General features: G+C 59.8%; 19 protein-coding genes. 11 read left to right on the plus strand and 8 right to left on the minus strand.

From position 1 onward, the window contains the following. Positions 1-67 precede the first annotated feature (67 nt). The 4 genes from ACSOSP_RS25060 (at position 68) to ACSOSP_RS25075 (ending at position 4,441) form a co-directional block, all read left to right on the plus strand. The gene (locus ACSOSP_RS25060; RefSeq protein ID WP_455313592.1) at positions 68-1,252 is read left to right on the plus strand and encodes an acyltransferase family protein; all 1,185 of its coding nucleotides are present in this window, start codon (positions 68-70) and stop codon (positions 1,250-1,252) included. A 189-nt stretch (positions 1,253-1,441) separates the two neighbouring features. After that, complete coding sequence (locus tag ACSOSP_RS25065) at positions 1,442-2,260, plus strand: MipA/OmpV family protein (RefSeq protein ID WP_455313593.1); 819 nt, start codon at positions 1,442-1,444, stop codon at positions 2,258-2,260. A gap of 9 nt (positions 2,261-2,269) precedes the next feature. Further along, on the plus strand, positions 2,270-2,974 hold the full coding sequence (locus ACSOSP_RS25070) for a response regulator transcription factor (protein ID WP_455313594.1): 705 nt from the start codon (positions 2,270-2,272) through the stop codon (positions 2,972-2,974). A 111-nt stretch (positions 2,975-3,085) separates the two neighbouring features. Next, positions 3,086-4,441 (plus strand): sensor histidine kinase, encoded by a 1,356-nt coding sequence (locus ACSOSP_RS25075; RefSeq protein ID WP_455313595.1) that lies wholly within the window; start codon positions 3,086-3,088, stop codon positions 4,439-4,441. Between the two features lie 8 nt (positions 4,442-4,449). Here the strand turns inward: ACSOSP_RS25075 and speG are convergent, their stop codons facing one another. From speG to ACSOSP_RS25110, 7 genes are all read right to left on the minus strand, one after another. Continuing rightward, the gene (gene speG / locus ACSOSP_RS25080) at positions 4,450-4,992 is read right to left on the minus strand and encodes a spermidine N1-acetyltransferase (RefSeq protein ID WP_455313596.1); all 543 of its coding nucleotides are present in this window, start codon (positions 4,990-4,992) and stop codon (positions 4,450-4,452) included. A gap of 76 nt (positions 4,993-5,068) precedes the next feature. Further along, entirely contained in the window at positions 5,069-6,040 is a 972-nt protein-coding gene (locus ACSOSP_RS25085; protein ID WP_455313597.1) for a LysR family transcriptional regulator, read from the minus strand. A gap of 330 nt (positions 6,041-6,370) precedes the next feature. Then, on the minus strand, positions 6,371-7,015 hold the full coding sequence (locus ACSOSP_RS25090) for a hypothetical protein (protein ID WP_455313598.1): 645 nt from the start codon (positions 7,013-7,015) through the stop codon (positions 6,371-6,373). Between the two features lie 37 nt (positions 7,016-7,052). Next, complete coding sequence (locus ACSOSP_RS25095) at positions 7,053-8,447, minus strand: selenium-binding family protein (RefSeq protein ID WP_455313599.1); 1,395 nt, start codon at positions 8,445-8,447, stop codon at positions 7,053-7,055. Positions 8,448-8,703: 256 nt separating this feature from the next. Next, on the minus strand, positions 8,704-8,925 hold the full coding sequence (locus ACSOSP_RS25100) for a hypothetical protein (protein ID WP_455313600.1): 222 nt from the start codon (positions 8,923-8,925) through the stop codon (positions 8,704-8,706). A 114-nt stretch (positions 8,926-9,039) separates the two neighbouring features. Then, positions 9,040-9,315 carry a hypothetical protein gene (locus ACSOSP_RS25105; protein ID WP_455313601.1) on the minus strand — a complete coding sequence of 92 codons (276 nt, stop codon included), beginning with the start codon at positions 9,313-9,315 and terminating at the stop codon, positions 9,040-9,042. Between the two features lie 81 nt (positions 9,316-9,396). Then, positions 9,397-9,663: a hypothetical protein gene (locus tag ACSOSP_RS25110; RefSeq protein ID WP_031358457.1), complete on the minus strand. Its 267-nt coding sequence runs from the start codon at positions 9,661-9,663 to the stop codon at positions 9,397-9,399. 379 nt (positions 9,664-10,042) lie between these two features. On the opposite strand from ACSOSP_RS25110, the gene ACSOSP_RS25115 reads away from it, so the two are divergent. After that, positions 10,043-12,076, plus strand: coding sequence for a protein kinase domain-containing protein (locus ACSOSP_RS25115; RefSeq protein ID WP_455313602.1), 2,034 nt, complete (start codon positions 10,043-10,045; stop codon positions 12,074-12,076). A gap of 19 nt (positions 12,077-12,095) precedes the next feature. Here the strand turns inward: ACSOSP_RS25115 and ACSOSP_RS25120 are convergent, their stop codons facing one another. Continuing rightward, the gene (locus ACSOSP_RS25120; RefSeq protein WP_455313603.1) at positions 12,096-13,967 is read right to left on the minus strand and encodes an SUMF1/EgtB/PvdO family nonheme iron enzyme; all 1,872 of its coding nucleotides are present in this window, start codon (positions 13,965-13,967) and stop codon (positions 12,096-12,098) included. A 432-nt stretch (positions 13,968-14,399) separates the two neighbouring features. Between ACSOSP_RS25120 and ACSOSP_RS25125 the strand changes: the two genes are divergently transcribed. From ACSOSP_RS25125 to ACSOSP_RS25150, 6 genes are all read left to right on the plus strand, one after another. Further along, positions 14,400-14,795 carry a DUF4399 domain-containing protein gene (locus ACSOSP_RS25125; RefSeq protein ID WP_455313669.1) on the plus strand — a complete coding sequence of 132 codons (396 nt, stop codon included), beginning with the start codon at positions 14,400-14,402 and terminating at the stop codon, positions 14,793-14,795. A 59-nt stretch (positions 14,796-14,854) separates the two neighbouring features. Then, on the plus strand, positions 14,855-15,295 hold the full coding sequence (locus ACSOSP_RS25130) for a DUF4399 domain-containing protein (protein ID WP_455313604.1): 441 nt from the start codon (positions 14,855-14,857) through the stop codon (positions 15,293-15,295). Positions 15,296-15,571: 276 nt separating this feature from the next. Next, positions 15,572-15,838: a hypothetical protein gene (locus tag ACSOSP_RS25135; RefSeq protein ID WP_455313605.1), complete on the plus strand. Its 267-nt coding sequence runs from the start codon at positions 15,572-15,574 to the stop codon at positions 15,836-15,838. A 193-nt stretch (positions 15,839-16,031) separates the two neighbouring features. Continuing rightward, positions 16,032-17,477, plus strand: coding sequence for an efflux transporter outer membrane subunit (locus ACSOSP_RS25140; protein WP_455313670.1), 1,446 nt, complete (start codon positions 16,032-16,034; stop codon positions 17,475-17,477). Positions 17,478-17,704: 227 nt separating this feature from the next. Beyond that, a complete protein-coding gene (locus ACSOSP_RS25145; RefSeq protein ID WP_455313606.1) occupies positions 17,705-20,242 on the plus strand; it encodes an FHA domain-containing protein in 2,538 nt (845 codons plus the stop codon). Continuing rightward, positions 20,220-21,593 carry an HlyD family efflux transporter periplasmic adaptor subunit gene (locus ACSOSP_RS25150; RefSeq protein WP_455313607.1) on the plus strand — a complete coding sequence of 458 codons (1,374 nt, stop codon included), beginning with the start codon at positions 20,220-20,222 and terminating at the stop codon, positions 21,591-21,593. Before ACSOSP_RS25145 ends, ACSOSP_RS25150 begins: the two co-directional genes overlap by 23 nt. Positions 21,594-21,604 lie beyond the last annotated feature (11 nt).

A 21,604-nucleotide genomic window follows, 5' to 3' on the forward strand; every position in this document is an offset into this window, starting at 1 on the left:
CATTATTGCAGTAACGACGGACAAGTCAAGACTGCTTATAAGTTTGCAAAAATAAAGAGGCCTACCGATGTCCGCGACACACACTAGATTCGACGCGCTCGATGGGCTGAGAGGCGTTGCCGCTATCGCAGTCATGATCTCCCATTTCAGCCAGGAGGAGGTGTTCAAGAACGCCTATGAAGCTGTCGATCTGTTCTTCATGCTGAGCGGCTTTGTCATCGCACATTCTTACGGTGCGCGCCTCCTAAGCGGCATGACACGCGTGGAGTATGTGAAAAGACGCCTGATCCGTCTATACCCGATGTTGTTGATTTCCTTAGTGATCGGGCTGCCTGTTTTGATCGAGGCGGGGGCGGTTGGCTTATCGAATTATCCAGCCCGAAGTATCGTCACCTCAACGTTTGAGAATATGTTTGTCGTTCCGTATATGGGCGATTTCGGTGCGGCCACTATGCACAGCCTTAAGGACGTGTCGACAGCATCATTCTCGACAGGTGTCATTTTTCCTAGCAATCCACCGGCCTGGTCGCTTTTCTTCGAAGTGCTGGCAAGTCTGGCGTTTGTGGTCGTAGTGCGCTTTAGTACCCGGACGAAAATGATTGGAATCGCCTTCAGCGCTCTCATGTTGCTGGCATTCAGCGTAATGACGGTGCGTGCAACTCATGGTCATGGGCTGGTCGATCTTGAGCAAGGCTGGTCCAGCAGCCGATTCTACGGCGGCTTTTTTCGGATCTCGTTTGGATTTATGGTAGGAGTGCTTCTTTATAATATTAAGAATACGCGCGTTGGATCTGCAACGGCAATGATACCCAGGGTGTTTGCAAACATCTATGTGCTGTACGCGCTTGTACTAGTCCTGTTCCTGTTTCCCATGTCGCTGCGCGGCTTCTATCCGATGCTTATTATCTTCTGCGTCGCGCCGTGGTTGGTGTTGTTCGGATCGACGGTCCGGTGTATGTCCTCGGTCGAGATACAAACAGCGCGTTTCCTCGGATGGCTTTCGTATCCAATCTATTTGCTTCACTATCCGATAGGACAGGTGGTGTACATGGTCATGGGAACAACGAACCCGGTTGCAGCCGCACCGATGTTGGTAGCGAGCGCTACGACGTTCCTAAGCGCCATCGTTGTGACGAAATATGTGGAAGAGCCAGTACGCGGTTTTCTTTCCAGGCGTTTTGTGGGTCGCTCTGCCGCCGCGCATTCCACTTCGATAGACTCGAGCGTCCAAAGCGACCGGAATCCTGTTTAGTGCGGACGTGGCGAGCGTTGCTCCCACGTCATTGCTAACCGTAGCAACCCGACGAGCTATCCCGCGACGTCGAAAATAGTTAACCCGCCCATCCCTCTTCCATAGCAGCGATTGATCATCGAGTAAGTGAGCAGTAAGTGCCTTGGTCATACAGTACGCCCCAACGACCACCCCATAAAAGGCACCACTGTGAACAAACACCTTCGTCGCGAGTATCAACTGCTATTCGCCGCCGCATCCGCTCTGATGGTTTCGGGCGCGGCCTGGGCAGAGGGTCCTGGTGCGAATGTGCCTAACGCCGACACAACCGGCTTTGCAATTCTGAACAATGCCACGAACGTCACCCATTGGGGACTTGGCGGCGGCGCGGCCTTCGAGCAATCACCTTACAAAGGATATGGCACGCATATAACGCCCGTTCCATTCTTCTTTTTCGACGACAAATGGATCCACGCAATTGGCACCACCGTTGATCTGAAGGTCGGAAAATGGGGCGGCGTTGCGTTCACCCTGCGCGGTAATTACGCGATCGCAGACGGCTACAAGGGCTCCGACGCACCCATACTGAATGGGATGCAAACGCGTCGTGCCGCATTCTGGCTGGGCCCTGCATTCAAATGGCAGACGCAGTACGGCGATCTGTCGGGTGAGTACCTGACTGGCGGAAACAAAGGCCAGAAGGCTGATATCGAGTTCGGCAAGACCCTGGACTATGGTAGGTTCTCTATGGAACCCCATGCAGGAGCCGGTTGGCTCAGCGGCAAATACGTTGATTATTACTATGGCGTAAGGACGTCGGAGGCGCGAGCCGGACGACCTGCATACACCGGGACAGCCACTTACAAGGAATCAGCCGGCGCCAAGTTCGACTATCGCGTAACGCGCCAACAGCTCGTGAGCCTTGATTTGAGCGTAGCGCACCTGGGTAGCGGAATAACCGACAGCCCGATCGTCGGCAGGCGATTCATTCCTGAAGCCAAGATCGCCTATCTCTACCAATTCAATTGAACCGGACATATGTCGCGAATTGCACTGATCGAAGATCATGCCCGCCTGGCGGGTATGATCCGGCAGTCGTTGTCCGGCGCGGGAATCGAAACCGATATCTTCAGCAGTCTCTCTGAAGCAGCGTATGGCCTAAGCCGTGCCGACTACTCGGTCATGATCCTTGACCGCGGATTGCCCGACGGCGACGGGCTACTTTTCCTGCGGACGTTACGTGCCGCCGGAGCCATGACGCCCTGCCTGATGCTGACAGCGCGGGATGCGTTGCACGATCGGATAGAAGGGCTTGAGACTGGCGCGGACGACTACGTCACCAAGCCATTCGAGATGGGTGAGCTGGTAGCACGCGTTCGAACGCTGATGCGCAGGCCCCCCGAAATGACGACGCTGATTCAAAGCTTCGCCGATATTGCAATCGATCCACAGCAACATGCAATGCGTTGCGGCAACCAGTCCATCCCGCTTGCACCCGCCGAATTGCAGATCATGTCTGTTCTCTTGAAGGCCGCGGGCCGGACGGTTCGCCATGGGGCGCTCGAACATGCGGGCTGGGGGTTGGGTGATGCAGTCACACCGAACGCCCTCGAAGTGACCATTCACCGGTTGCGAAAGAAGCTGCTGGCGGTGGGGGCGACCACACGACTTGCGAACATCAGGGGTGCGGGTTTCGCGGTCCAGCGGCTGGACTCAGTGCGAGATGACCAGCGGTCAGATTGACCGGTACGGTCGACCGTTTTGGCGAATGAGCGGGTCAACTCCAGCCTCGCGACCGCATCGCGCAATGTGACCCTTGACCGCATTCGATCAAGTTACACGGACAGCATCATCATGCTCAGCTACTGGATCAAAAGCCTCTCGGTGCGCTTATGGGTGACAAGCGTCGCGGCTTTGGCCGTGAGTCTCACTGTCATCGCCGCGATCGTGCTGTACGCCTTCAATCACTTGCCGCCCGATACATTCAGGGTGAGCGAGAGCATAAGAAGCGCCCGCCTGTTAGCCTCCCAATTGCGCTTTGACGACTCGGGGCGGCCGGTGTCGATAAACCTCGACGAGCGCGCCACCTGGCTCTTCGATTTCGCATCGACCGAGTTGCTGTACCGTACGCTCGACGCCTCCGGACATGTGCTTCTTGCTTCCCGTGGCGCGCTGAACAATCCCTCCTGGGATACTGGCGATCTGACAAGCTCCGTCGGCGCCATGAAACGCGTTGCCATCAACGGTAAGCCTTTTGACGTCGTGACCCTCGAGATCATGCACGGGCAAACGCCATTTTTTGTGCAAAGCGCGGCGAGCGTGGCGTTCAATAAAGCCGTGCTCGGTGAGAGGATCGAGCCGATTCCGGAGATCGTAGGCTATACCTTGCTGATCGCGACAATTATCTTCGGCCTGACCTTGACGTTCACGGTTCGCCGCGTGCTGCGGCCTTTGCGCGTGGCATCGGATTCCGCTGCTTCAATCACCCCGCAAAACCTTCGTATGCGGCTTTCCATCAAGGGTGTTCCCAGCGAGATCAAGCCTATTCTTATCGCGTTCAATGATGCGCTGGCGCGCCTCGAAAATGGCTTCGCGGTACAGCAGCAATTTCTCGCCTCGGCAGCTCATGAACTTCAAACACCGCTGACTTTGATAAGAGGGCAGATCGAGTTGCAGCCCGAGGTCGAGAACAAGGATTTGCTGTTCCGCGAAATCGACTTGATGGCGCGGCAGGTCCGGCAGCTCTTGCATCTCGCCGAAGTAAGTGAATCGCAAAACTTTGAATTCGGCGAGGTCGACAAGGTCGATGTTGTCGAGGACGTCGTGGATTATCTGGCGCGCAAGGCGGACAAAAAACAAGTGAAACTGCACGTCGACGCTCCTGTCATTCCCGCGACAATGCGAGCTGACAGGAGCGCGCTTTTCATCTTGCTGAAAAATATAGTTGAAAACGCGATCAACGCGACGCCTACGCATGGATCCGTCATTGTTTCCGTCGACGAAAAGACGATCTGTATCCAGGACGAGGGACCCGGCGTCAACCCTGAACATTTGCCATTTTTATTTGAGCGTTTTTGGCGCGCACCCGATGCTCAACATGACGGCGCCGGCCTGGGCCTATCGATCTGCAAGGAAATAGCGCTGGCGCACAATTGGACACTGTCCGTCAGAACCTTGCCGTCCGGAACCCGGTTTATTGTTTCCTTCTAGCCCCGTCCTTACTTGCCTGCCTGCATTTGCTTAAGGAAATCGTGCTGGAAAATGCACATGCGATAGACATTGTGATACCGGCCGTTGCCAAAAAACTCTTCGATCAATTCCGCTTCCTGTTTGAAGCCGCACTTCTCGTAGACGTGAATGGCCGACTGATTCGATACATCGACGATCAGGTAAAGCTTGCGCAGATTGAGCACGGAAAACGCATAGTCCGTTGCAAGCAGGGTCGCGCTCGTTGCAAAGCCCTGGCCCTGAGCGCCGGGTGCAATGATGATCTGGAATTCGCCGCGCCTGTGGATGTAATCAAGCTCGATCAATTCTGCGAGCCCTATTGTCTCGCCGGTCTTGTCGACAGCAACAAAGCGGCGTTCACGCAGATCGTGGACGTGGCGATCGTATAGCTGGGACAACTCGGAGAATGTTTCGTAGGGCTCTTCGAACCAGTAACGCATGATCTTTGCGTTGTTGTTCAGGCTGTGGACGAAGTGGAGATCGGTACGTTCGAGTGGCCGCAGCATGAGCTGATTGTTCTCTTCGATGATCATGAGTGACACTCCGTAAATGATGGACCGACCTGCAATATAGCTTAAGGGCCCGTGCGCTCTTCGCAGCCCACAGGCCTTAAGTAATGGCGTCCAGCCGCACGCCATACACTTCGAGCGCGGCATCGTGCAGCGCCTTAAGCACAACGGTTGCCGCTGGCGACAATAGTTGCGTTTGCCGCGTGATAATGCCGAATGCGTCCATGCGGAACGGCAGTTCAATCGCCAACCGCTTCAGTGTGCCGAATTCCTCGTATTGCCGTGCGACCTCTTCGGGCATGACCGCGAGCATGTCGCTCTGCAGCAAGATGCCCGAGATGGCGAGGATGTTGTTGGTATTCACCACATTCTGCGGCGAACTGAGGCCGATCTGCGAAAACACCATGTCGAACCGGTGCCGCAGCACGCTGCCCGGCGGATGCAGAACCCAGCCGGCATTGACAATGTCATGCATGGTCAGGCCGGTCGCCTGTTCGAGCGGATGCCCGGGGCGAACGACCACGCAAAGCGGTTCCTCGGCAATAGGCTCGTAACGCACCGTATCCTTGAACTCGCCTTGTCGCTCGAGTACGCGGCCGATCATGATGTCCAGGTGACCCTCTGCAATCAGCGGCAGCATCATGTTTGACGTCTCCACTTGCAGCCAGATCTGCAATTGCGGATAAAGCGCTTTCACGCGCGCGATGGCGAGCGGCACCATGGTCGCCGCAGCGGCGGCAATCGCGCCAATCTGCACCTGACCCGCGAGTCCCGCGCGCAACGCGGAGATCTCGTTGTGCGCCTGGTCCAGGTTCGAAAGCACCATGCGCGCATGGCGGATCATCACTTCGCCGTACAGCGTGGCGTGCATCCCGTGCGGCGTGCGGTCGAAGAGCCGCACCTCCAGCACGTCCTCCAGTTCCTTCAAGAGACGCGACGCCGCCGGCTGTGTCATGCCGAGGACATCGGCGGCGCGGCGAACGTTGCCTTCTTCTTCCATGGCCGCGAGGAGCATCAACTGCCGCGTCTTGAGGCGCGCGCGCACGAACCAGTTCGAGTAGTTTTGAGCCATCGCCGTGTGCCTATGCGTGAATTGAAACGACACTGAAAGCTTCTTTGCTTTCTGGATATGCCGGCGTTTTTTTCATTATCGATTTAGCTTGGTGACAAACAAGGTCGTGGTTCAGGGAAGGCGCGGATTCTCTATCGGCACCAGGCGAAACGCGCAGCGGTGGCTGTGCCTCGCAAGCCATGGACGTCAATCGTAGCCGATCGCGGCTGTCGGGAAGGCACTGCGCCAGCCGCATTATCGCCGCTTGGCGGCGCTCGCCCCGGTTTGGCGTATGAGTGAGGAATGACAGGCGCTTGCCCGAAGCCGGGCGAGCCATCCGGCATCCGCTTGCTAGGCCGTGGCGATCAGCAACACGCCGGTGCCCGCGAGCCCGATGGTCCAGAGCCTGTCGAAGTTGATCCAGCCGCGCCTGAGCACGCCCACGCCCAGCCAGTCGTACACGAGCAGCGCGATGCCGGCCGTTACGAGCAAGGTGGCCAGCGTATGCAGGCCGACAGCGGCGAGCGAGACCAGCAGCGGCCCGGAGGATGCTTGACCCGCCACGGACCCGCACAATGGGATCAGCGCGGGAATCAGCATGAGACCTGCGCCGTGTGCGGTCGCCATCAGGAACGACCAGAGGACGAGGCCGGTGAAACCTGTCGTCATGCCAACACGCACGCGGTGCCGATGGCCATATCGGACCTGGTACACCGCCCAGGCGACGAGCAGGGCGCCGCTTGCGATGCGAACGAGATGGCTATCTATGACCCTCCCGGTAGTGAGCACGAGAGCCGCGACTATACCGATGGAGAGCGCGTGGCCCAGCGCCATTGGCGGGATCGCAAGCAGGACGGCTTGCCGGCTGCGCCGATGCAGACCGAGAGCGACCGCGAACAGCCAGCCCATGGCGGGGTTGATTCCATGAAAGATCCCAAGGCCCGCAATAGCGAACCACTCCCAGGCATGGCCCGTCCCGGCCCATGCCATGTTCATGATGCGCCCGGCTTGAGCGCTCCGCGAGAGCGGCGGCTCACGGATAACAATACGAGTCTGACGAACAATCGCCGCCCTCGAGCCGCACCTGATGCGGCCGGTGCGTGGAAGGCCACTCGACCAGGAAACGCGGATCGAATTCGATACCGCCTTCGGGCGACGCATCCAGCTTCACCATCCAGCCGTTGAGACCATCGGGATAAAACTGCTCGTCGATAGCACCGTATAGCGAATTGGTGAAATACACGCGGCGGCCGTCGCGGCTGACCTCGACCATCTGCGGTCCGCCGTTCAGCGCTCGACCGCCCGCTTTCGGATGGGACTCGCGCGATACGATGCCACCGATCCTGACGGTCCCGGTGAGCTTCGGCGCGAAGGGATCGGACACGTCGTATTGCCGCAAGTCGCCGGTTCCCCAGCACGCGACATAGAGAAAGCGATCGTCCATCGATAAATCGATGTCGGTGACAAGCGGCGGCACAGCGCCGAAACCCTTCAGCATGGGCGGCAACAGATCGGGGTCGGCAGGCTCGGCCGGAATCTCGATGATCTTCTTGACAGCCCATTTGTCACCGTCGCGATACCAGGTCCAGATGGACGCGGATAAATCCTTCAGGCTGATCACGGAGTTGACGAAGCCGTATGCCTTGGTCGGGTCGTGGGCTGGACGCAGCTCGAACACGAGCTGGTTCTCCGCGCCGAAATCGACCTCTTGTTGATGCTTGCGTGTATGCAGGTCCCAGAAGTGCAGCTTGTGCCCGTATTTCCCGCCAAGCAGGACCTCCGGTACGAGGCCGTTTTCGAATGTAGCGGGCAAGCCCCATTCGCTGGTGACCAGGGTGTCATGTCCGAGGTGCCACCAGGCGTCGTAGGATAATTGCTGAGGACCGCGATCTATTTCCCATTGACCGCGAATGTCGAAAGTCTCGTGGTCCATCAGGAAAATGCCGCCCGGCGCCTCGCCTTGCGCGTTCGCCAATGCGGCTATGTAGATACCCTCGGGTCCGCAGTGAACCGTATGAGGCCTTGTATAGCCCGCTTTCTCGGCGACTTCCCCGGGTTCCAGCACACGCACGATCTTGGGATTGCGCGGGTCGGCCTTGGTATCGAGGATATGGATTCTCGATGATCGCAAGCCCGGCACGACCAGGTAACGACGCTCGGCATGCGCATGAGGTGCGTTCGGGCACAAGCAGGAACTGCAGGCGTTCCAGCCGAAATGATGCAGTTCGTCGCCCGCGTTAGGCATGGCAACATTGCTGATCAACTGCGAATAGCTGGCCGACGCGGGGTCCACGTCGATGACGGCAATGGCATCCGGAACCTGTCGCGTGGGATCGAAACTCGCCACGTAGGCGATGGTTTCGTGCGGGGCCTTCATGGCCATCCGCGGTGAAGGATAGAACGTTGGATCAGGCGTCCAATTTGCCATGTCATTTCTCCAGGGAATGTTGTTCCCTGGCGGCACGGTAGAAGCCGCTTGAGGGATTACCCGCAGAACCACCGGGCAAATATACCTTGTTTCCGGCTTTCGATTGATCGAGCCCCTAAGCGGCGAAAGCTTGATTTCTTCTAAGGGAATGACGTGCGGCGATATCGGCCAGTCTAGCCGCCGTTAGCGCCACCGCGAACGCGAACACCCGGCTGGGGTTTGCCGGGAATTCAGTGCGCGTGGGTGCCAAACCGGTCTATTTGCGCGCTTTCCGACTCGTCGCCTTGGCCGGGGGTTGAGCCGCCGTAACGCCAATCTGGCTGGCCGGAAAATTGACGATCCTCGTGCTGTTCGCGGGCGTTGCATACGAACGAAGCGCAGAACGGGAGCGGGACCTTGCGCCGCCGACAATCGCGCTCATCGCCTGCTTGTCGAGTTCCACGCTGTCGGGCAGATCCTTGATCAGAATTGCAGCCATGGTGTCATCCAGGAAAGGTGAGGGTTTCGATTCAATCCAGTATAGGCAAATCCGCCGCGGAAAGAATCTTCCCGCAGCGGACGTGAACGCGTGCAGACCTGCACTACCTGTACTTCAAAAATTCACACCGGCACCCGTGCTCGCGTACTGCGCCGGATTGACGTTCAGGTGGATCGGCCCGAGGTTGGCGCCAAGCACGCCGATGTTGTTAAGCGCATTGACCTCTACGTTTTGATACTGAACGATGTTCTCGTTCGTGTTCACTGCGACGTTGATGTTGGCGAGCGAACCGGCGTTGGCAAGTGCTGAGTTGCCGCCGCGCACGTCCGACATGGCGTGGCGGTCCAGTTCCCGGCTGTGAGACAAATCGTGAATCATGAGAGACGACATGGCGGTGCTCCGAGCTTAAAAGTAAGGGTGGCCTGAACCGGCAACCGGGAGACCGCAAGGCCTCCGGGCTGTCGCGCAGCTTCAGAAGTTGATCGTGTTCTTGTTCGTGGCGGTCTGCTTCGGGTCGACCGTCGAGTGAATGCCGCTCGCGAACGCCACGTTGTTGCCGTTGTTGTTCAGCGTGTTTTGCGACTGGCTGATCAGTTGCGAAGCATCGAACGAAGCTTCGTACGACGACACGTTGATGCCGGGCCAGTAGCCGGGCAGGTTGCCACCGCGTACGGCCGACATGGCGCGGCTGTCGAGTTCTTCGGTAACGGACAGGTCTTTGATGGTGAGTGATTTCATGGTGGTTCTCCTAAGGGTTAAGCCAGGTGGCTTTAGAGGTTGGTGAGCATCTTGTCTGCTCGCAGGACACTAATGCATGGCCTGTGCCAGGAGCGTCGGTGCGCGAGAAAATAGTCTCGAAAGGCTTGCGGAGAAAGGCTCGGCGGAATTCGGAACGTGCGCGTCATCCACGCGTTCGCACCGGCGTTCGACACGCATGACGGCTTTCAACCAACATCTGAACCCCCATCTGTTGGACTGCGAACAACATGTGCCCGATCCAACACCCGCAACGAAACCGTGTTGCGTAAGGCAGGGGTCTCACCTAGTATCGAAACACTGCGAGTGCGGGTAACTACAGACAATATGTTCACTAATGGAGCCGCATCGAGCCGTAGAGATGACCAGTCTTGCGCAAGCTATCCGAACCTTCCAAAGCAGCGGTACATCGCGTGATGAGTTTCTAATACTCGTCGACAATGCGTTGTCCGTCGACGACACCTCGACCGGGCGCTTGCTGGAAATACTCCGCGAAGAACAAGCCAAAACGCCGCTGCCGGCCGATCTCTACGCGGCCGTGCATCGGCGGATAGAGCAAGCGTCGCTGGCAAGCCATGGCGCGAATTCCGATGAGACTCGCCTGCAGACTTCGCCAGGCGCGTTGCAACAGCGATCGACTCCCCCTTCACAGCCTCCTTCCTCCTTCTCGTCCGCCCGCGACTACGTGATGTCGGATACGGATCAGGTCAAGGAGGTCGGCGATACCCTCAACGGGCGCTTCGTGCTCGAGGAATGTATCGGTGTGGGCGGCATGGGAACCGTGTACAAGGCGCTGGATCTGCGCAAGCTGGAAGCCTCCGATCGCCGTCCGTACATTGCGATCAAGGTGCTGAATCTCCAGTTTCGCGGCAATCCGAAATCGCTCATCGCGCTGCAGCGCGAAGCCAAGAAGGCGCAATCGCTCGGGCATCGAAACATCGTCACGGTGTATGACTTCGATCGCGACGGCCCGGTGGTTTACCTGACCATGGAGTATTTGTCCGGCAAGCCCCTGAGCCGGATCTTGCGGGATCCGGAGTTCAAGGGCATGCCGTATGCGCAGGCGTTGCCGATCTTCAAAGGCATGGCGAATGCGCTGGCCTATGCGCACGAGCGTGGTTTCGTCCATTGCGATTTCAAACCCGCGAACGTGTTCCTGACCGATACCGCCGAGGTGAAGGTGATCGACTTCGGTATCGCCCGCGTGTTCCAGCGGCCCGAAGAAGAGACCGACGCAACCATCTTCGACCCCGGCAGTCTCGGCGCGCTGACGCCCGCTTATGCGAGCCCGGAGATGCTCGAGCATCGCGAGCCCGATCCCCGCGATGACATCTATGCACTCGGCTGCACGACCTACGAGTTGCTGACCGGGCGGCATCCCTTCGACCGGGTTCCCGCAACCCAGGCGCGCGGCTCGAGCCTCAAGCCGCAACGTCCCGATGGCCTGGGGACGCGGCAATGGCGGGCTCTCAGGGCATCGCTTGCATTCGAGCGCGAAGCGCGCATGCCGACGGTCACGCAGTTCCTGCAAGAATTCGGCGATACGCAAACGGGCAACGGCAGGTCGGGCGCGGCGGTCAAGACCGTTGTCTCGGCAGGCGTACTGGCCGTGGTGGCCGCGGGCGGCTACTTCTATGCGTCGTCGCATCGCAGCGCGCCACCGGAGAAAGTCGCTGCCGTGCCGGAGAAGGTCGCAGAGGCGCCCGCGCCCCTGCCGGTCGTCCCCACCCCGCTTTCACTCACGACGGTCGCTCCTGTGCTCGCGAGCGTGCCGTGTTCGGCGCTGGTGGCGTCGGTGCAGGACCAGGCACTTAGTGTGAGCGGCTATGTCGGCCGAAGCTATGGCACGCAGAAATTGCGCACGACGCTGAATCAGATTCCGGGCGTCACCAATCCGGGAGTGCAGGTCCAGGAAGTCGACGACGATAAATGCGACATGCTCAAGCTGATCGCGCCGTATTTGACGACAGGCCGATCGGCGACGATTCAAACCCGGAGCCACAATACGCAGTTGACCGAAGGCCAGCCGCTGGTCGTTCAGATCACCACGCCGCCCTATGATTCATGGGTCAATATCGATTATTACCAACTCGACGGCAGCGTGGTCCACCTGTTGCCGAACGCACGTTCGAAAGACAACCAGGCGCCGCCGAACTACGCTGCGACCATTGGCAGCGGCGGCGACTGGATCGTATCGAAACCGTTCGGCTCGGAGATGATCGTGCTGCTCGCGACGCCCGCAGCCCTGTTCGATACGATCAGGCCCGAGAGCGAGCCGCGCGCGGACTATCTGCGAGCGGTGGAGAAGCGGCTTGGCGATATCGCGAATAAATTCGGACGCGACAAGATCGCGGTGGATTTCGTTCAGATAGACACGCATCCCCGCAAACAATAACGCCTGCTACAAGACCCTGTTACTTCATGTCGCGTGCCACGCGCATGCCGTTCTGCGATTGCCGCACGCTGGGGCTGTATTTGAAGCGCGTGGCCGACTGCATGTAGGCGGCGCCATCAGGCCACGAGCCGCCCCGTATGACACGCATCGGGCAGCCCGCCTCGTCCCAGACACGGCCATCTGTTGGCGCGCCCTTGTATGAGCCGTGCCAGCAGTCGCCGACCCATTCCCACACGCTGCCGTTCATGTCGAAGAGTCCGAAGGGGTTGGGGAGGAACGAGCCCACGTTTACCGGGCTATCCTTGCGCCACGGGTCGCCGCAGTCCTTGCAGTCCGCATAGCCCTTGCGCATTTCGTTGCCCCACCAGTAGGTCGTCGTGGTGCCGCCGCGCGCGGCATATTCCCACTCGGCCTCGCTCGCCAGGCGATAAGTCTTCCCCGTTGTCTTGGTCAACCACTTGACGTAGGCCTGCGCGTCGTCCCAGCTCAAATTGCGCGCGGGTGTGGTCTTCGCGGTGTTGCCTTCAATATCGAGGTGCGGGCAGGCGCTTGCATCCGCGCATGCGTTCCACTGCTCGATGGTCACCTCGTATTTGCCGATGGCGAACGGGTGGCCAATGCTGACCCGATGCACGGGACGTTCAGCAGGATCGTCAGAATTACTGCCCATCTCGAACGACCCGCCCGGTAGCGAAACCAGCGCCGGACACGCCGCGCAGTCCTTGATCTCGTTTGCGGCAGAAGCAGTTGTCTTGGTGGCTGGAGCGGGAGCGAGCGCAGGTGCCGGCGTGGAAGCGGCCGCGGCTTTCTCCACAGGTGCCGGTGCGGGTGCAACGGGTGCGGCAGGTGGGGTTGCCGAGCGCGCATGGTCGACTTGAGCAGCAGGCGGTTGCGCCTTCGGCGCAGAGGCAGCTGCGCGAAGCCGGTCGATACGAGCGTGCGCGAGCGTGGCAAAGCGTCCGTTAGGATAGGCCTTCAAATAGGCCTCGTAATCGCTCGGGTAGGTGCTGTCCTTGATCGACTCCCAGAAGGTGAGTTCGTATTGCTCGTTGCTATCCTTAGGAAGAATTCCCCGGCTTTGATACGCAACGACGGTTTCAGGCGTCGTCATGCTGCTGCTCGTTTGCCGAACGGACGGTGCGAATTGGAACCCCTCTGCCTTTATGGCCGGTCCGGTCGCCACCCACGGTACCTGCCGCCCCTCAGTGGCAAGGCTCACGGACCGCGCGACATCGTCTAGCACGTCCTCCACATTTCGCCGCGGCTGACCGAGCGCGCGCAACAACGCCGCGGTGTACGTGCCATGTCGCGCGCCGTCGGCCGCGTATGCGCCGGGTGCGGTCGCATACGCGACGATCGTCTGCGAAGGCGGCCGGACCATGCTGACATTGCCCGGGTCGTATGGATTGTTCAGACAGGTATCGAGCACGACCAGATTGAGTTGATCGCGGCGGGCTGACGGCATGCCCGCCAGGATGCTGTTCAAGTCGATGCCTCGCGTGACAGGGGCTACAGGTGCCCCCTGCGCATCGACCGGCAGTAGCAGCGTGGACTTGCCGACCTGCACTGCGTGCCCGGCGAAATAGAGCAGCCCGACTCCGCCAGCAGCGAGACGCTTGTCGAATTCCTGAACTGCTTCGTTCATGCGTGCCTGATCCAGGTTCGAGTACGTCATGACCTCGAAGCCGAGCTGGCTCAGCATCTGGCCGGTCGCCGCCGCATCGCGCGTGGCGTTGGCGAGTGGCTGATCCGCATAGCTCGCATTGCCGATGACCAGTGCAACGCGGCGCGGCTGCGCACCGTTATTCCGCTCGGCCGCGCCGCTGCCGAATGCGACCGTTCCAAGCAGCACCGCGAGCCACAGATTTCGCAAAAGTAGTCTTCGCCACATGATCACACCCCGTGCCGGTATTCGACGGTGCCCTCAAGGGAACCGCGCAAGAGCCGCATGATTCGCAGGAGCGCCGCAGCACTCATGCAGAATCCGATCGTCCGATGGGCGAGCATCACAAGCAACCATAGCACGCAACTACTTCATATCGACGTGGTCAAGACGGCGTAACGATGCAACGTGTCTTGATTAGCCCGGGGATTGGCCTTTTATGACGAATCCTCTCGCCAATAAAAGACGGAGGCCTAATTATTATGACGAAACGGAATAAACAATCAGCCGAATCCTGTCCATACAGCGGTCCGGTTGGCGCTCCTTCAAAGCATGTCTTTTTATCGGATTCCGTCCTAAGCTAACAAGGAGAAAGCCGTACATATGGCTCGGGAGAATACGAAAATGCTAAGAAGAACCGTCCTCGGTGTGCTCGCTTTCATGACGGTGCTCGTGCCTTCACGGTCGTTTCCGGCTACGCGCACGCCGTCACCGCCCGGAGCGGAGGCGTTCATCATCTGGCCGCCTGACGGCGCGGTGATCACCGGCGGAAAACTCTGGGTCCGCATGGGGCTGCGCAACATGGGCGTGTGTCCGAAGGGCGTCAACATCCCTAATGTAGGTCACCATCACTTGCTTATCGATACGGAGTTGCCTCCGTTCGACGAGGCCATTCCGTCAGACCGCCAGCATCTGCATTTCGGAGCAGGTGAAACCGATGCGCGAATCGAGTTGCCACCGGGCAAGCACACGCTGCAGTTGCTCATGGGGGACTACAACCACGTGCCGCACGATCCCCCGATCTATTCGAAGAAGATCACGATCACCGTGAAATGACGGGTGCATCACAGTGTGCATATTCAGCCGGGCTGCAGATTAAGGGGAGGGCGTGTGCCATGAAGAAATTTTGTGCTGCCGCGGCGATCGCGGTCTCGCTCGGGGTATCCCTGATATCCGGGGCCGCGCTGGCCGGCCCCACGTCCGCGCCTGCCGCTGCCTACGCGTACATCGGCTACCCGAACAATGGTCAGACGCTTCCCGCCGGCAAGCCGTTTCGCGTGTGGTTCGGGCTGCGTTACATGGGCGTCGCCCCGCGCGGCGTGCAGTATCCGAATACTGGCCATCATCATTTGCTGATCGACACGGACCTGCCCAAGTCGTTCGATGAGGAGATTCCCTCTGACCGCCAGCACCTGCATTTTGGCGCGGGTGAAACGGAAACCACACTCGAGCTGCCTCCCGGCAAGCACACGCTGCAATTGCTGATGGGCGACTACATGCACGTCCCGCACAACCCTCCTGTCTATTCGAAGAAGATCACGATCTACGTTAAATGATCGGGCCGGTTCATGCGCAGTGAGTGTCGCGCGTGAACCAACAGTTCGTCGAACAAGCGTTGGTTGCCGCCCATCATGTATGTCCTGTGCGACTTGCGTGCGGCCACCTTCCGCCGCCATGAATCAATCGCGCAAACCCTTTTCCAGTAAAGCTCAGAGCGCCTCTGGCCACTTTATGGACCATGCCTGGCACAGGCTATGCATTAGTGTCCTGCGAGCAGACAAGATGCTCACCAACCTCAAAGCCACCTGGCTTAAACCCTTAGGAGAACCACCATGAAATCACTCACCATCAAAGACCTGTCCGTTACCGAAGAACTCGACAGCCGCGCGATGTCCGCCGTGCGTGGCGGCAACCTGCCGAGCTTCTGGCCGGGCTACAACAGCTCGACGACCAGCCTCTCGTTCAATGCAGAGCAGTTGATCAGCCAGTCGCAAAACACGATCAACAACAACGGCAACAACGTTGCGTTTGCGAGCGATATCTCGTCGACGGTCAAGCCGACGCAAACCGCCAGCAACCACAACACGGTCAACTTTTGATCGTCAGGCGCAGGCAGCGAAGGTCATCCGGCCTTCGCTGCCGCACCGGCTTTACCCCTCGGCCGGAGAGTCTTCCGGCCACATTCAATCTACCCGGAGTGAGATCGTGCAAGCCATGTCACCATCGCGCGGGTTGCAGGGCCGCGCCGCCGAGATCTCAGTGCCGGGTGTTGCGCGCGCTCTGTTCGCACGCATGGTGTTGCCCGTCATCGCCTGCACGACTCTGCTCAGTGGTTGCATCGATGTGAACGTGCCGGACTACAAGCGTCCTGATACGCCCGCCAAGACCGAATGGTCAAAAACGGCGAAGGCGCTCGTCTCACCGGCCGACACCATTACCCTCGACTGGTGGAAGCAATTCCATGACCCGTATCTCGACTCCCTCGTCAGCCGGGCCATTGCAGGCAACTTCGATATCAAGATTCTCGCGGCGCGTGTATCGGTTGCCGGCGGACAGATCAATGAAGCGCGTGCCGGAGCGTTCCCCACCGCCGATCTGGGCGCAGGTGCAAGCTTCGATAAAACCACGCACCAGGATTTCTCGAAGCAATACAACGTCGCGACGCAGGTGAACTGGGACATCGACATCTGGGGCGCGGTCGAGAAGGGTGTACAGGCTCAAAAGGCCGAATATCGTGCGTCGGAAGCGGATTGGCGCGCAGGCTACCTCACGCTCGTATCCGATGTCTCGACGACCTACTTCCAGATTCTTCAGTTCGATGACCAGATCGATCAGCAGCAAAAAACGTTGAACACCAACAAGCAGATCCTGACCATTTACGAAGGCATGGCGAAGAACGGCCTCGTGCCGAACACGCAGGTCCTGACGCAGCGAGCTGAAATCAATCGCATGACGAAAGACCTGCTCGAACTGCATCGCTCCCGCGATCTGGCGAACAACGCGCTCGCCACATTGATCGGCGTGCCGGCTGGCGAGTTCACCGTGCCGACAGGGCAGCTCGAGAAGCGCGTGCAGATCCCCGTCGTGCCGGCGGGTTTGCCGGCGCAATTGATGGCGCGGCGCCCCGACGTGGTGGCGGCCGAATACCGCGTGCTGGAAGCGTATGACGTCGTGGGTCAGGCGAAGCTCGCCCAGTTGCCGACCATCAGCCTCACGGGCCGGGGTGGTTCAGCGAGTTTCGCACTGACCGATTTATTGAAGTCCTTCACGTTCAGCTTCATGCCCAGCATCAATATTCCGCTGCTGGACCCAAGCGTCAGGGCGCACGTCAAGACGACCGAGGCGCAGACTGTAGTGGTCGAGCAGCAGTATCGGCGCACGGTGATGGGAGCATTCGAAGAAGTGGAGAACGCGCTGGTCAACCTCGACGCGCATACGAAGCAACGCGTTGAACTGCAGGAACAAGTGGGGCATCTGCAAGTGGTGGCCGCGCAGATTCAAGCGCAACTCAAGGAAGGCGTGGTGTCGCAACTGGAGGTCTTCGAGACCGAACGGACGTTGCTTGCGGCAGAACTGGCGTTGCTTGAAAACCATCAGCTGCTGCTCTCCGACACAGTCACCCTCTATAAATCGCTGGGCGGCGGATGGTCCGCGGTCGACGTCCAGAAGACGGACCAGACCAGCGACCCGACCGCCGCGCACGCTGAACCTGTTGCAAGTAAGGGAGCAACGAACTAAGCGCGGGCCACGTGCCGGGGTTTTTTAGGGCAGTAGTTCACATCGGCCAAAACCAATGTTGGGAATGCAAAGTGTTAGTTCTCAGGCGACAGATGTGTTGCTGAATGATTGACTACCGCTGAGCGTGACTTACACTTCATGGCGTCACCGCTTTCACTGCGGTTTCGTCCAACACGGTTCATCGCGCCTGCTCAACGTGCGATGAGCGTCCTTCGAGATGTGGACCCATGGCTCCAGGAGACGCTTCCGTTGCCGAGGCAGGGCCAATGCTGCACAAGGCCTTCGATCTCTTGCTCGAGCCCGAGTCTCATCCCGCGGCCGGTGTCATTCGTATCGACGAAAATCTGTTTGCGGTCGGGCGGTTTGAAGCGCCTTTCGCCAGCTATGAAGCAAGCGCCGTTGCGCAGTTGTCGCGGCGTCACGCACGGATCTTCATCGAGAACGGCGCGGCGTATGCGGCCGACCTCGGCAGCAAGAACGGCACGACGGTGAACGGCGCATTGCTGCGCGAGAAGCCCATGCGGCTTCAAAGCGGCGACATCATAGGCTTTGGCGGAAAGCTCGCCTTCCGGGTGCGGATGGAGCCGCGCGCTGTAGTGCGGACATACGCTGCGCAGCCAGTGCATGTGACGCTTACTCCGGAGCGTGGCGACCTTGGATTGCACGTAGTCGAACTCACCGAGTTTCCGTTCCTCGTCAGCAAGGCGGACGAGACGTTCGCGCAATACAGCGACCGCTATCCTCATCAGGTCAACTACGTGTCACGACGGCACGCGCATATTTTCATGAAGGGCGGCGTGCCGTTCGTCGAGGATCTCGGCAGCACGAACGGCACATTCGTAGACGGAAAGCGGCTGGGTGAAACCGCTGTGCCGCTGCAAGATGGTGCAGCGCTCGCGTTCGGCGGCAACCACTTCGCGTATATCGTGGGCCTGCGGCGCGAAGCGGAGCCGGATGCAGCGACGAATACGACCACGACCACGAGCGCCGCTACGACGGTGGCCACAACCGGCCCGGCGGCTCAGGTCACGCCGGACGATCCGGACAAGACGACCTTCATCGCCACCGCGCACTCATTCCTGGATATCTTTTGCGTCGACCAGGCTCAACCGTCTGAAGATGAAATCAACCGCGAGACCTTGCCCGACGAACGTCTCCCGGTACGCCGCCGCTCACGCAGCAAGGCCGTGCGTTTCGTCTCCGACCTGGGTGCGGCTTTCGGCGGCGGCCGGCCGATGGAGCGCCGGGTGCTCTGGTTCGGCCTGGCATTCGTCGCAGCAATGATCGCGATCGGCGGCGCGCTATTTTTCAGCGGCAAGGCCGAGCGGAACCTGAAGAGCATGGTCGATCACGGTGAGTATCGCCCCGCTGTGACGGTCGCGAATGCTTACCTCGACAAGCATCCAAACGATCCCCAGGCGATCGTCCTGGGGACGGAAGCGCTTCTCAAGGGTTATCTGCCGGACTGGCTCGACCAGCTGAAGCGCCGCAATTTCCACGCTGCCAGCTCGGATGTCTCGCAGATGGAGACGCTGGCCGCGACTAACGCCGATGCGCGCGCGCTCGTCGGCGAAATTGGCTGGATAGGACGGCTTGAAACGTTCATGGCAAGCCGCGAGAAGGCAGACGCTCCCATCCGCATCTACGCCGATGAGAACCGCATGAGCGAGCTGCTGACGCAATGGGAGAGCGACCCGAGCGGTCATCAACGGCGGCTGGACCGGATCGCTTCGACGGTGCCTGCGTTCAGGGACCTGTACGCCGTTGCGCTCAGCCATCTGCGCAAGCTCGAGAGCGATGACTCGGTCTATCTGGCGGCTATCGAGCGTCTCAAGGCGAGTATCGACAAAGCGCTGGCCCCGGGCGGCGACCCTGATGCGCTAAGCGGCGAGTTAGCTGATTACGCCGACAAATACCCGCGCCTGGCAGGCCTCGATCGCGTGCAGGACGATCTGCGGAAATACCTCGCGCTCGAGCACGCGATGCAGTCGCGTCAACTCGGTCCGTTGATCGACGCGATGCAGAAAGCGCGCTTTGCTACACCATCGTTTCAGGCACAGCGGCTCCAGCTCGATGCGAACGGCCTGCCAGCGCCAGATGTCGTGCAGCGATATACGGCGGTGTCGGATGCATGGCGCAATGGACAGACGGAACCCGCCATGGCGGGGCTCAGATCAATGGCAGGCGGACCCTGGGCGGACGCCGTCAGCGCTGAGCTAACGCACAAGCAGGCGGTGGCCAGCCAGTTCGCGGACCTGCAAAAGTCGCGCGGTACGCAGGGCTATGACGATCGCGTGCTGTCGTTTTACGAATCGCTCGATCCGGTTGCGGACGCCTGGTTCGTCAACGCGATCCAGCCGGATCTCAGCGCGCTCAGGCAGAAGGCGCTGGCGCGCGCAGACGATTGGCTCAACCGCGCGCAGACGGCGTGGTCGCAATATCGAGCGAACGGGGCGATCGGCGGTGACCAGCGGCTTGAGACGGGCCTGTCCGACAGCTTCAAAAAGCAGGCGAAGCTGCTCACCGATGCGTGGTCAAGCGCGCAACGCGCCGCGCAACTTTTTCGCCAGTTGAAGGCGGATCGCAGTGCGCTCGCCGACAAACTACTTGCTGAAATAAACGCGGAAGTCGACTTGCAGCGACGCTCGCTGGTTCAGTTGAGTCCGGTGCTGGACCCTGGGCTTCTGAGCGCCAAGCTGGCGCTGATCGGTGTCGATAAAACGACGAGCAAAGGAGGTAACGGTGAAGAACGACGCGCACCCTAAATCCTTTGCCGAGTCGCTCGGCGACCATAGCGTGGAGGGTCTCTCCATTCTTGTGGCGGAGCCGGCGCGGTTGACCCAGGCACTGATCTATACGATGGTCGCGCTGGTCGTGAGCGCGCTCGTGTGGTCGTTCGTCGGCCGGGCGGACGTGGTCGTCACGGCGCAGGGCACCCTCTCTCCCGAGTCAGAAGTAAGGCGGTTCTATGCACCCATAGACGGCGAGCTGGCCGATGTCTATATCGCGGAGGGGCAGCCGGTTTCGAAAGACGATGTGGTTGCCCGGCTCAACGCACGGGGCGCGATCGAAGCCGCGACCAACGCGCTGCAAGCCCAACTAAAACTCGATGACGCCGAGCGTGACTGGAAAGAATTTCCTGAGAAAAAGCTGCTGATGGAGCGCCGCGCGGCGGCGCTGAAAGATCAGATGGAAGTGGAAGAGCATCAGCACCAGACGCGCGTGACCGAAGGGACGACCAAGCTGGCCGAGGGACAGAAAGCCCAGGTCGATGAGGCTCGCACCGAGCTGGATAGCGCCCGCCGCACGCGGGATGCGGCAAAGCAGGAGCTGGATCGCTACGCCCGGCTGCTGGCGTTGCCGGGCGGCGGTGGGGTGTCGGAGATCCAGGTGGAGAGCAAGCGCAACGCTTATATGGAAGCGGATAACGCGACCCGTATCGCGCAATCGAAACTCACGGAACTCGATTTCCGCCTCAGCCACGAATACTCCCAGGCCAAGGCGCAACTTGAAACCAGCGGCCAGGAAGCGACCAGCCTCAAGCTGCAGTACGAGTCGGCGATGCGGGAAATCGCCAGCGCGGGCGACAAGCTGCGGCTGCAATTGCAAACCGCGAGGCTCGTCGCCGAAGCGGCGGACCGTATCCGCTTCGAGAATATCGATAAGGATAACTTCCTGCTGATCCTGGCTCCTGTGTCGGGTGTCATCACGGATGTCACCTCGACGCAGCCCGGCGACAAGATCCAGGCCAACACGCCGCTAGGGGGCATTGCACCAAAGGACGCGCGGCCAGTGCTGAAGATCGAGATAGCCGAACATGACCGCGCTTTCCTGCGCGAGGGCCAGGCGGTCAAGCTCAAGTTCAATGCGTTTCCGTATCAACGCTACGGCGTGATCGACGGCACGCTCGAGTTCATTTCTCCGGCGACGAAACCGTCGCCGGAGACAAAACAGCCGGTCTATGAAGGACGCGTCACGCTCGCCCGCGACTATTACCAGGTGGCGGATACGCGCTACCCGCTGCGCTACGGCATGACGGCGACCGCGGAGATCGTGGTGCGCGAGCGGCGTCTGATCGATCTCGGTCTTGACCCGTTCCGGCAGGTGGCGGGCTGACGGTGGCGAAC

The sequence above is a fragment of the Caballeronia sp. KNU42 genome, from assembly GCF_053760385.1.

What these genes read in the sequence shown, in the direction of transcription:
- ACSOSP_RS25060 (WP_455313592.1), top strand. Translation starts at nt 68, where the DNA reads ATGTCCGCGACACACACTAGATTCGACGCGCTCGATGGGCTGAGAGGC.
- ACSOSP_RS25070 (WP_455313594.1), top strand. Translation starts at nt 2,270, where the DNA reads ATGTCGCGAATTGCACTGATCGAAGATCATGCCCGCCTGGCGGGTATG.
- ACSOSP_RS25075 (WP_455313595.1), top strand. Translation starts at nt 3,086, where the DNA reads ATGCTCAGCTACTGGATCAAAAGCCTCTCGGTGCGCTTATGGGTGACA.
- speG (WP_455313596.1), bottom strand. Translation starts at nt 4,992, where the DNA reads ATGATCATCGAAGAGAACAATCAGCTCATGCTGCGGCCACTCGAACGT.
- ACSOSP_RS25085 (WP_455313597.1), bottom strand. Translation starts at nt 6,040, where the DNA reads ATGGCTCAAAACTACTCGAACTGGTTCGTGCGCGCGCGCCTCAAGACG.
- ACSOSP_RS25090 (WP_455313598.1), bottom strand. Translation starts at nt 7,015, where the DNA reads ATGAACATGGCATGGGCCGGGACGGGCCATGCCTGGGAGTGGTTCGCT.
- ACSOSP_RS25095 (WP_455313599.1), bottom strand. Translation starts at nt 8,447, where the DNA reads ATGGCAAATTGGACGCCTGATCCAACGTTCTATCCTTCACCGCGGATG.
- ACSOSP_RS25100 (WP_455313600.1), bottom strand. Translation starts at nt 8,925, where the DNA reads ATGGCTGCAATTCTGATCAAGGATCTGCCCGACAGCGTGGAACTCGAC.
- ACSOSP_RS25105 (WP_455313601.1), bottom strand. Translation starts at nt 9,315, where the DNA reads ATGTCGTCTCTCATGATTCACGATTTGTCTCACAGCCGGGAACTGGAC.
- ACSOSP_RS25110 (WP_031358457.1), bottom strand. Translation starts at nt 9,663, where the DNA reads ATGAAATCACTCACCATCAAAGACCTGTCCGTTACCGAAGAACTCGAC.
- ACSOSP_RS25115 (WP_455313602.1), top strand. Translation starts at nt 10,043, where the DNA reads ATGACCAGTCTTGCGCAAGCTATCCGAACCTTCCAAAGCAGCGGTACA.
- ACSOSP_RS25120 (WP_455313603.1), bottom strand. Translation starts at nt 13,967, where the DNA reads ATGTGGCGAAGACTACTTTTGCGAAATCTGTGGCTCGCGGTGCTGCTT.
- ACSOSP_RS25125 (WP_455313669.1), top strand. Translation starts at nt 14,400, where the DNA reads ATGACGGTGCTCGTGCCTTCACGGTCGTTTCCGGCTACGCGCACGCCG.
- ACSOSP_RS25130 (WP_455313604.1), top strand. Translation starts at nt 14,855, where the DNA reads ATGAAGAAATTTTGTGCTGCCGCGGCGATCGCGGTCTCGCTCGGGGTA.
- ACSOSP_RS25135 (WP_455313605.1), top strand. Translation starts at nt 15,572, where the DNA reads ATGAAATCACTCACCATCAAAGACCTGTCCGTTACCGAAGAACTCGAC.
- ACSOSP_RS25140 (WP_455313670.1), top strand. Translation starts at nt 16,032, where the DNA reads ATGGTGTTGCCCGTCATCGCCTGCACGACTCTGCTCAGTGGTTGCATC.
- ACSOSP_RS25145 (WP_455313606.1), top strand. Translation starts at nt 17,705, where the DNA reads ATGGCTCCAGGAGACGCTTCCGTTGCCGAGGCAGGGCCAATGCTGCAC.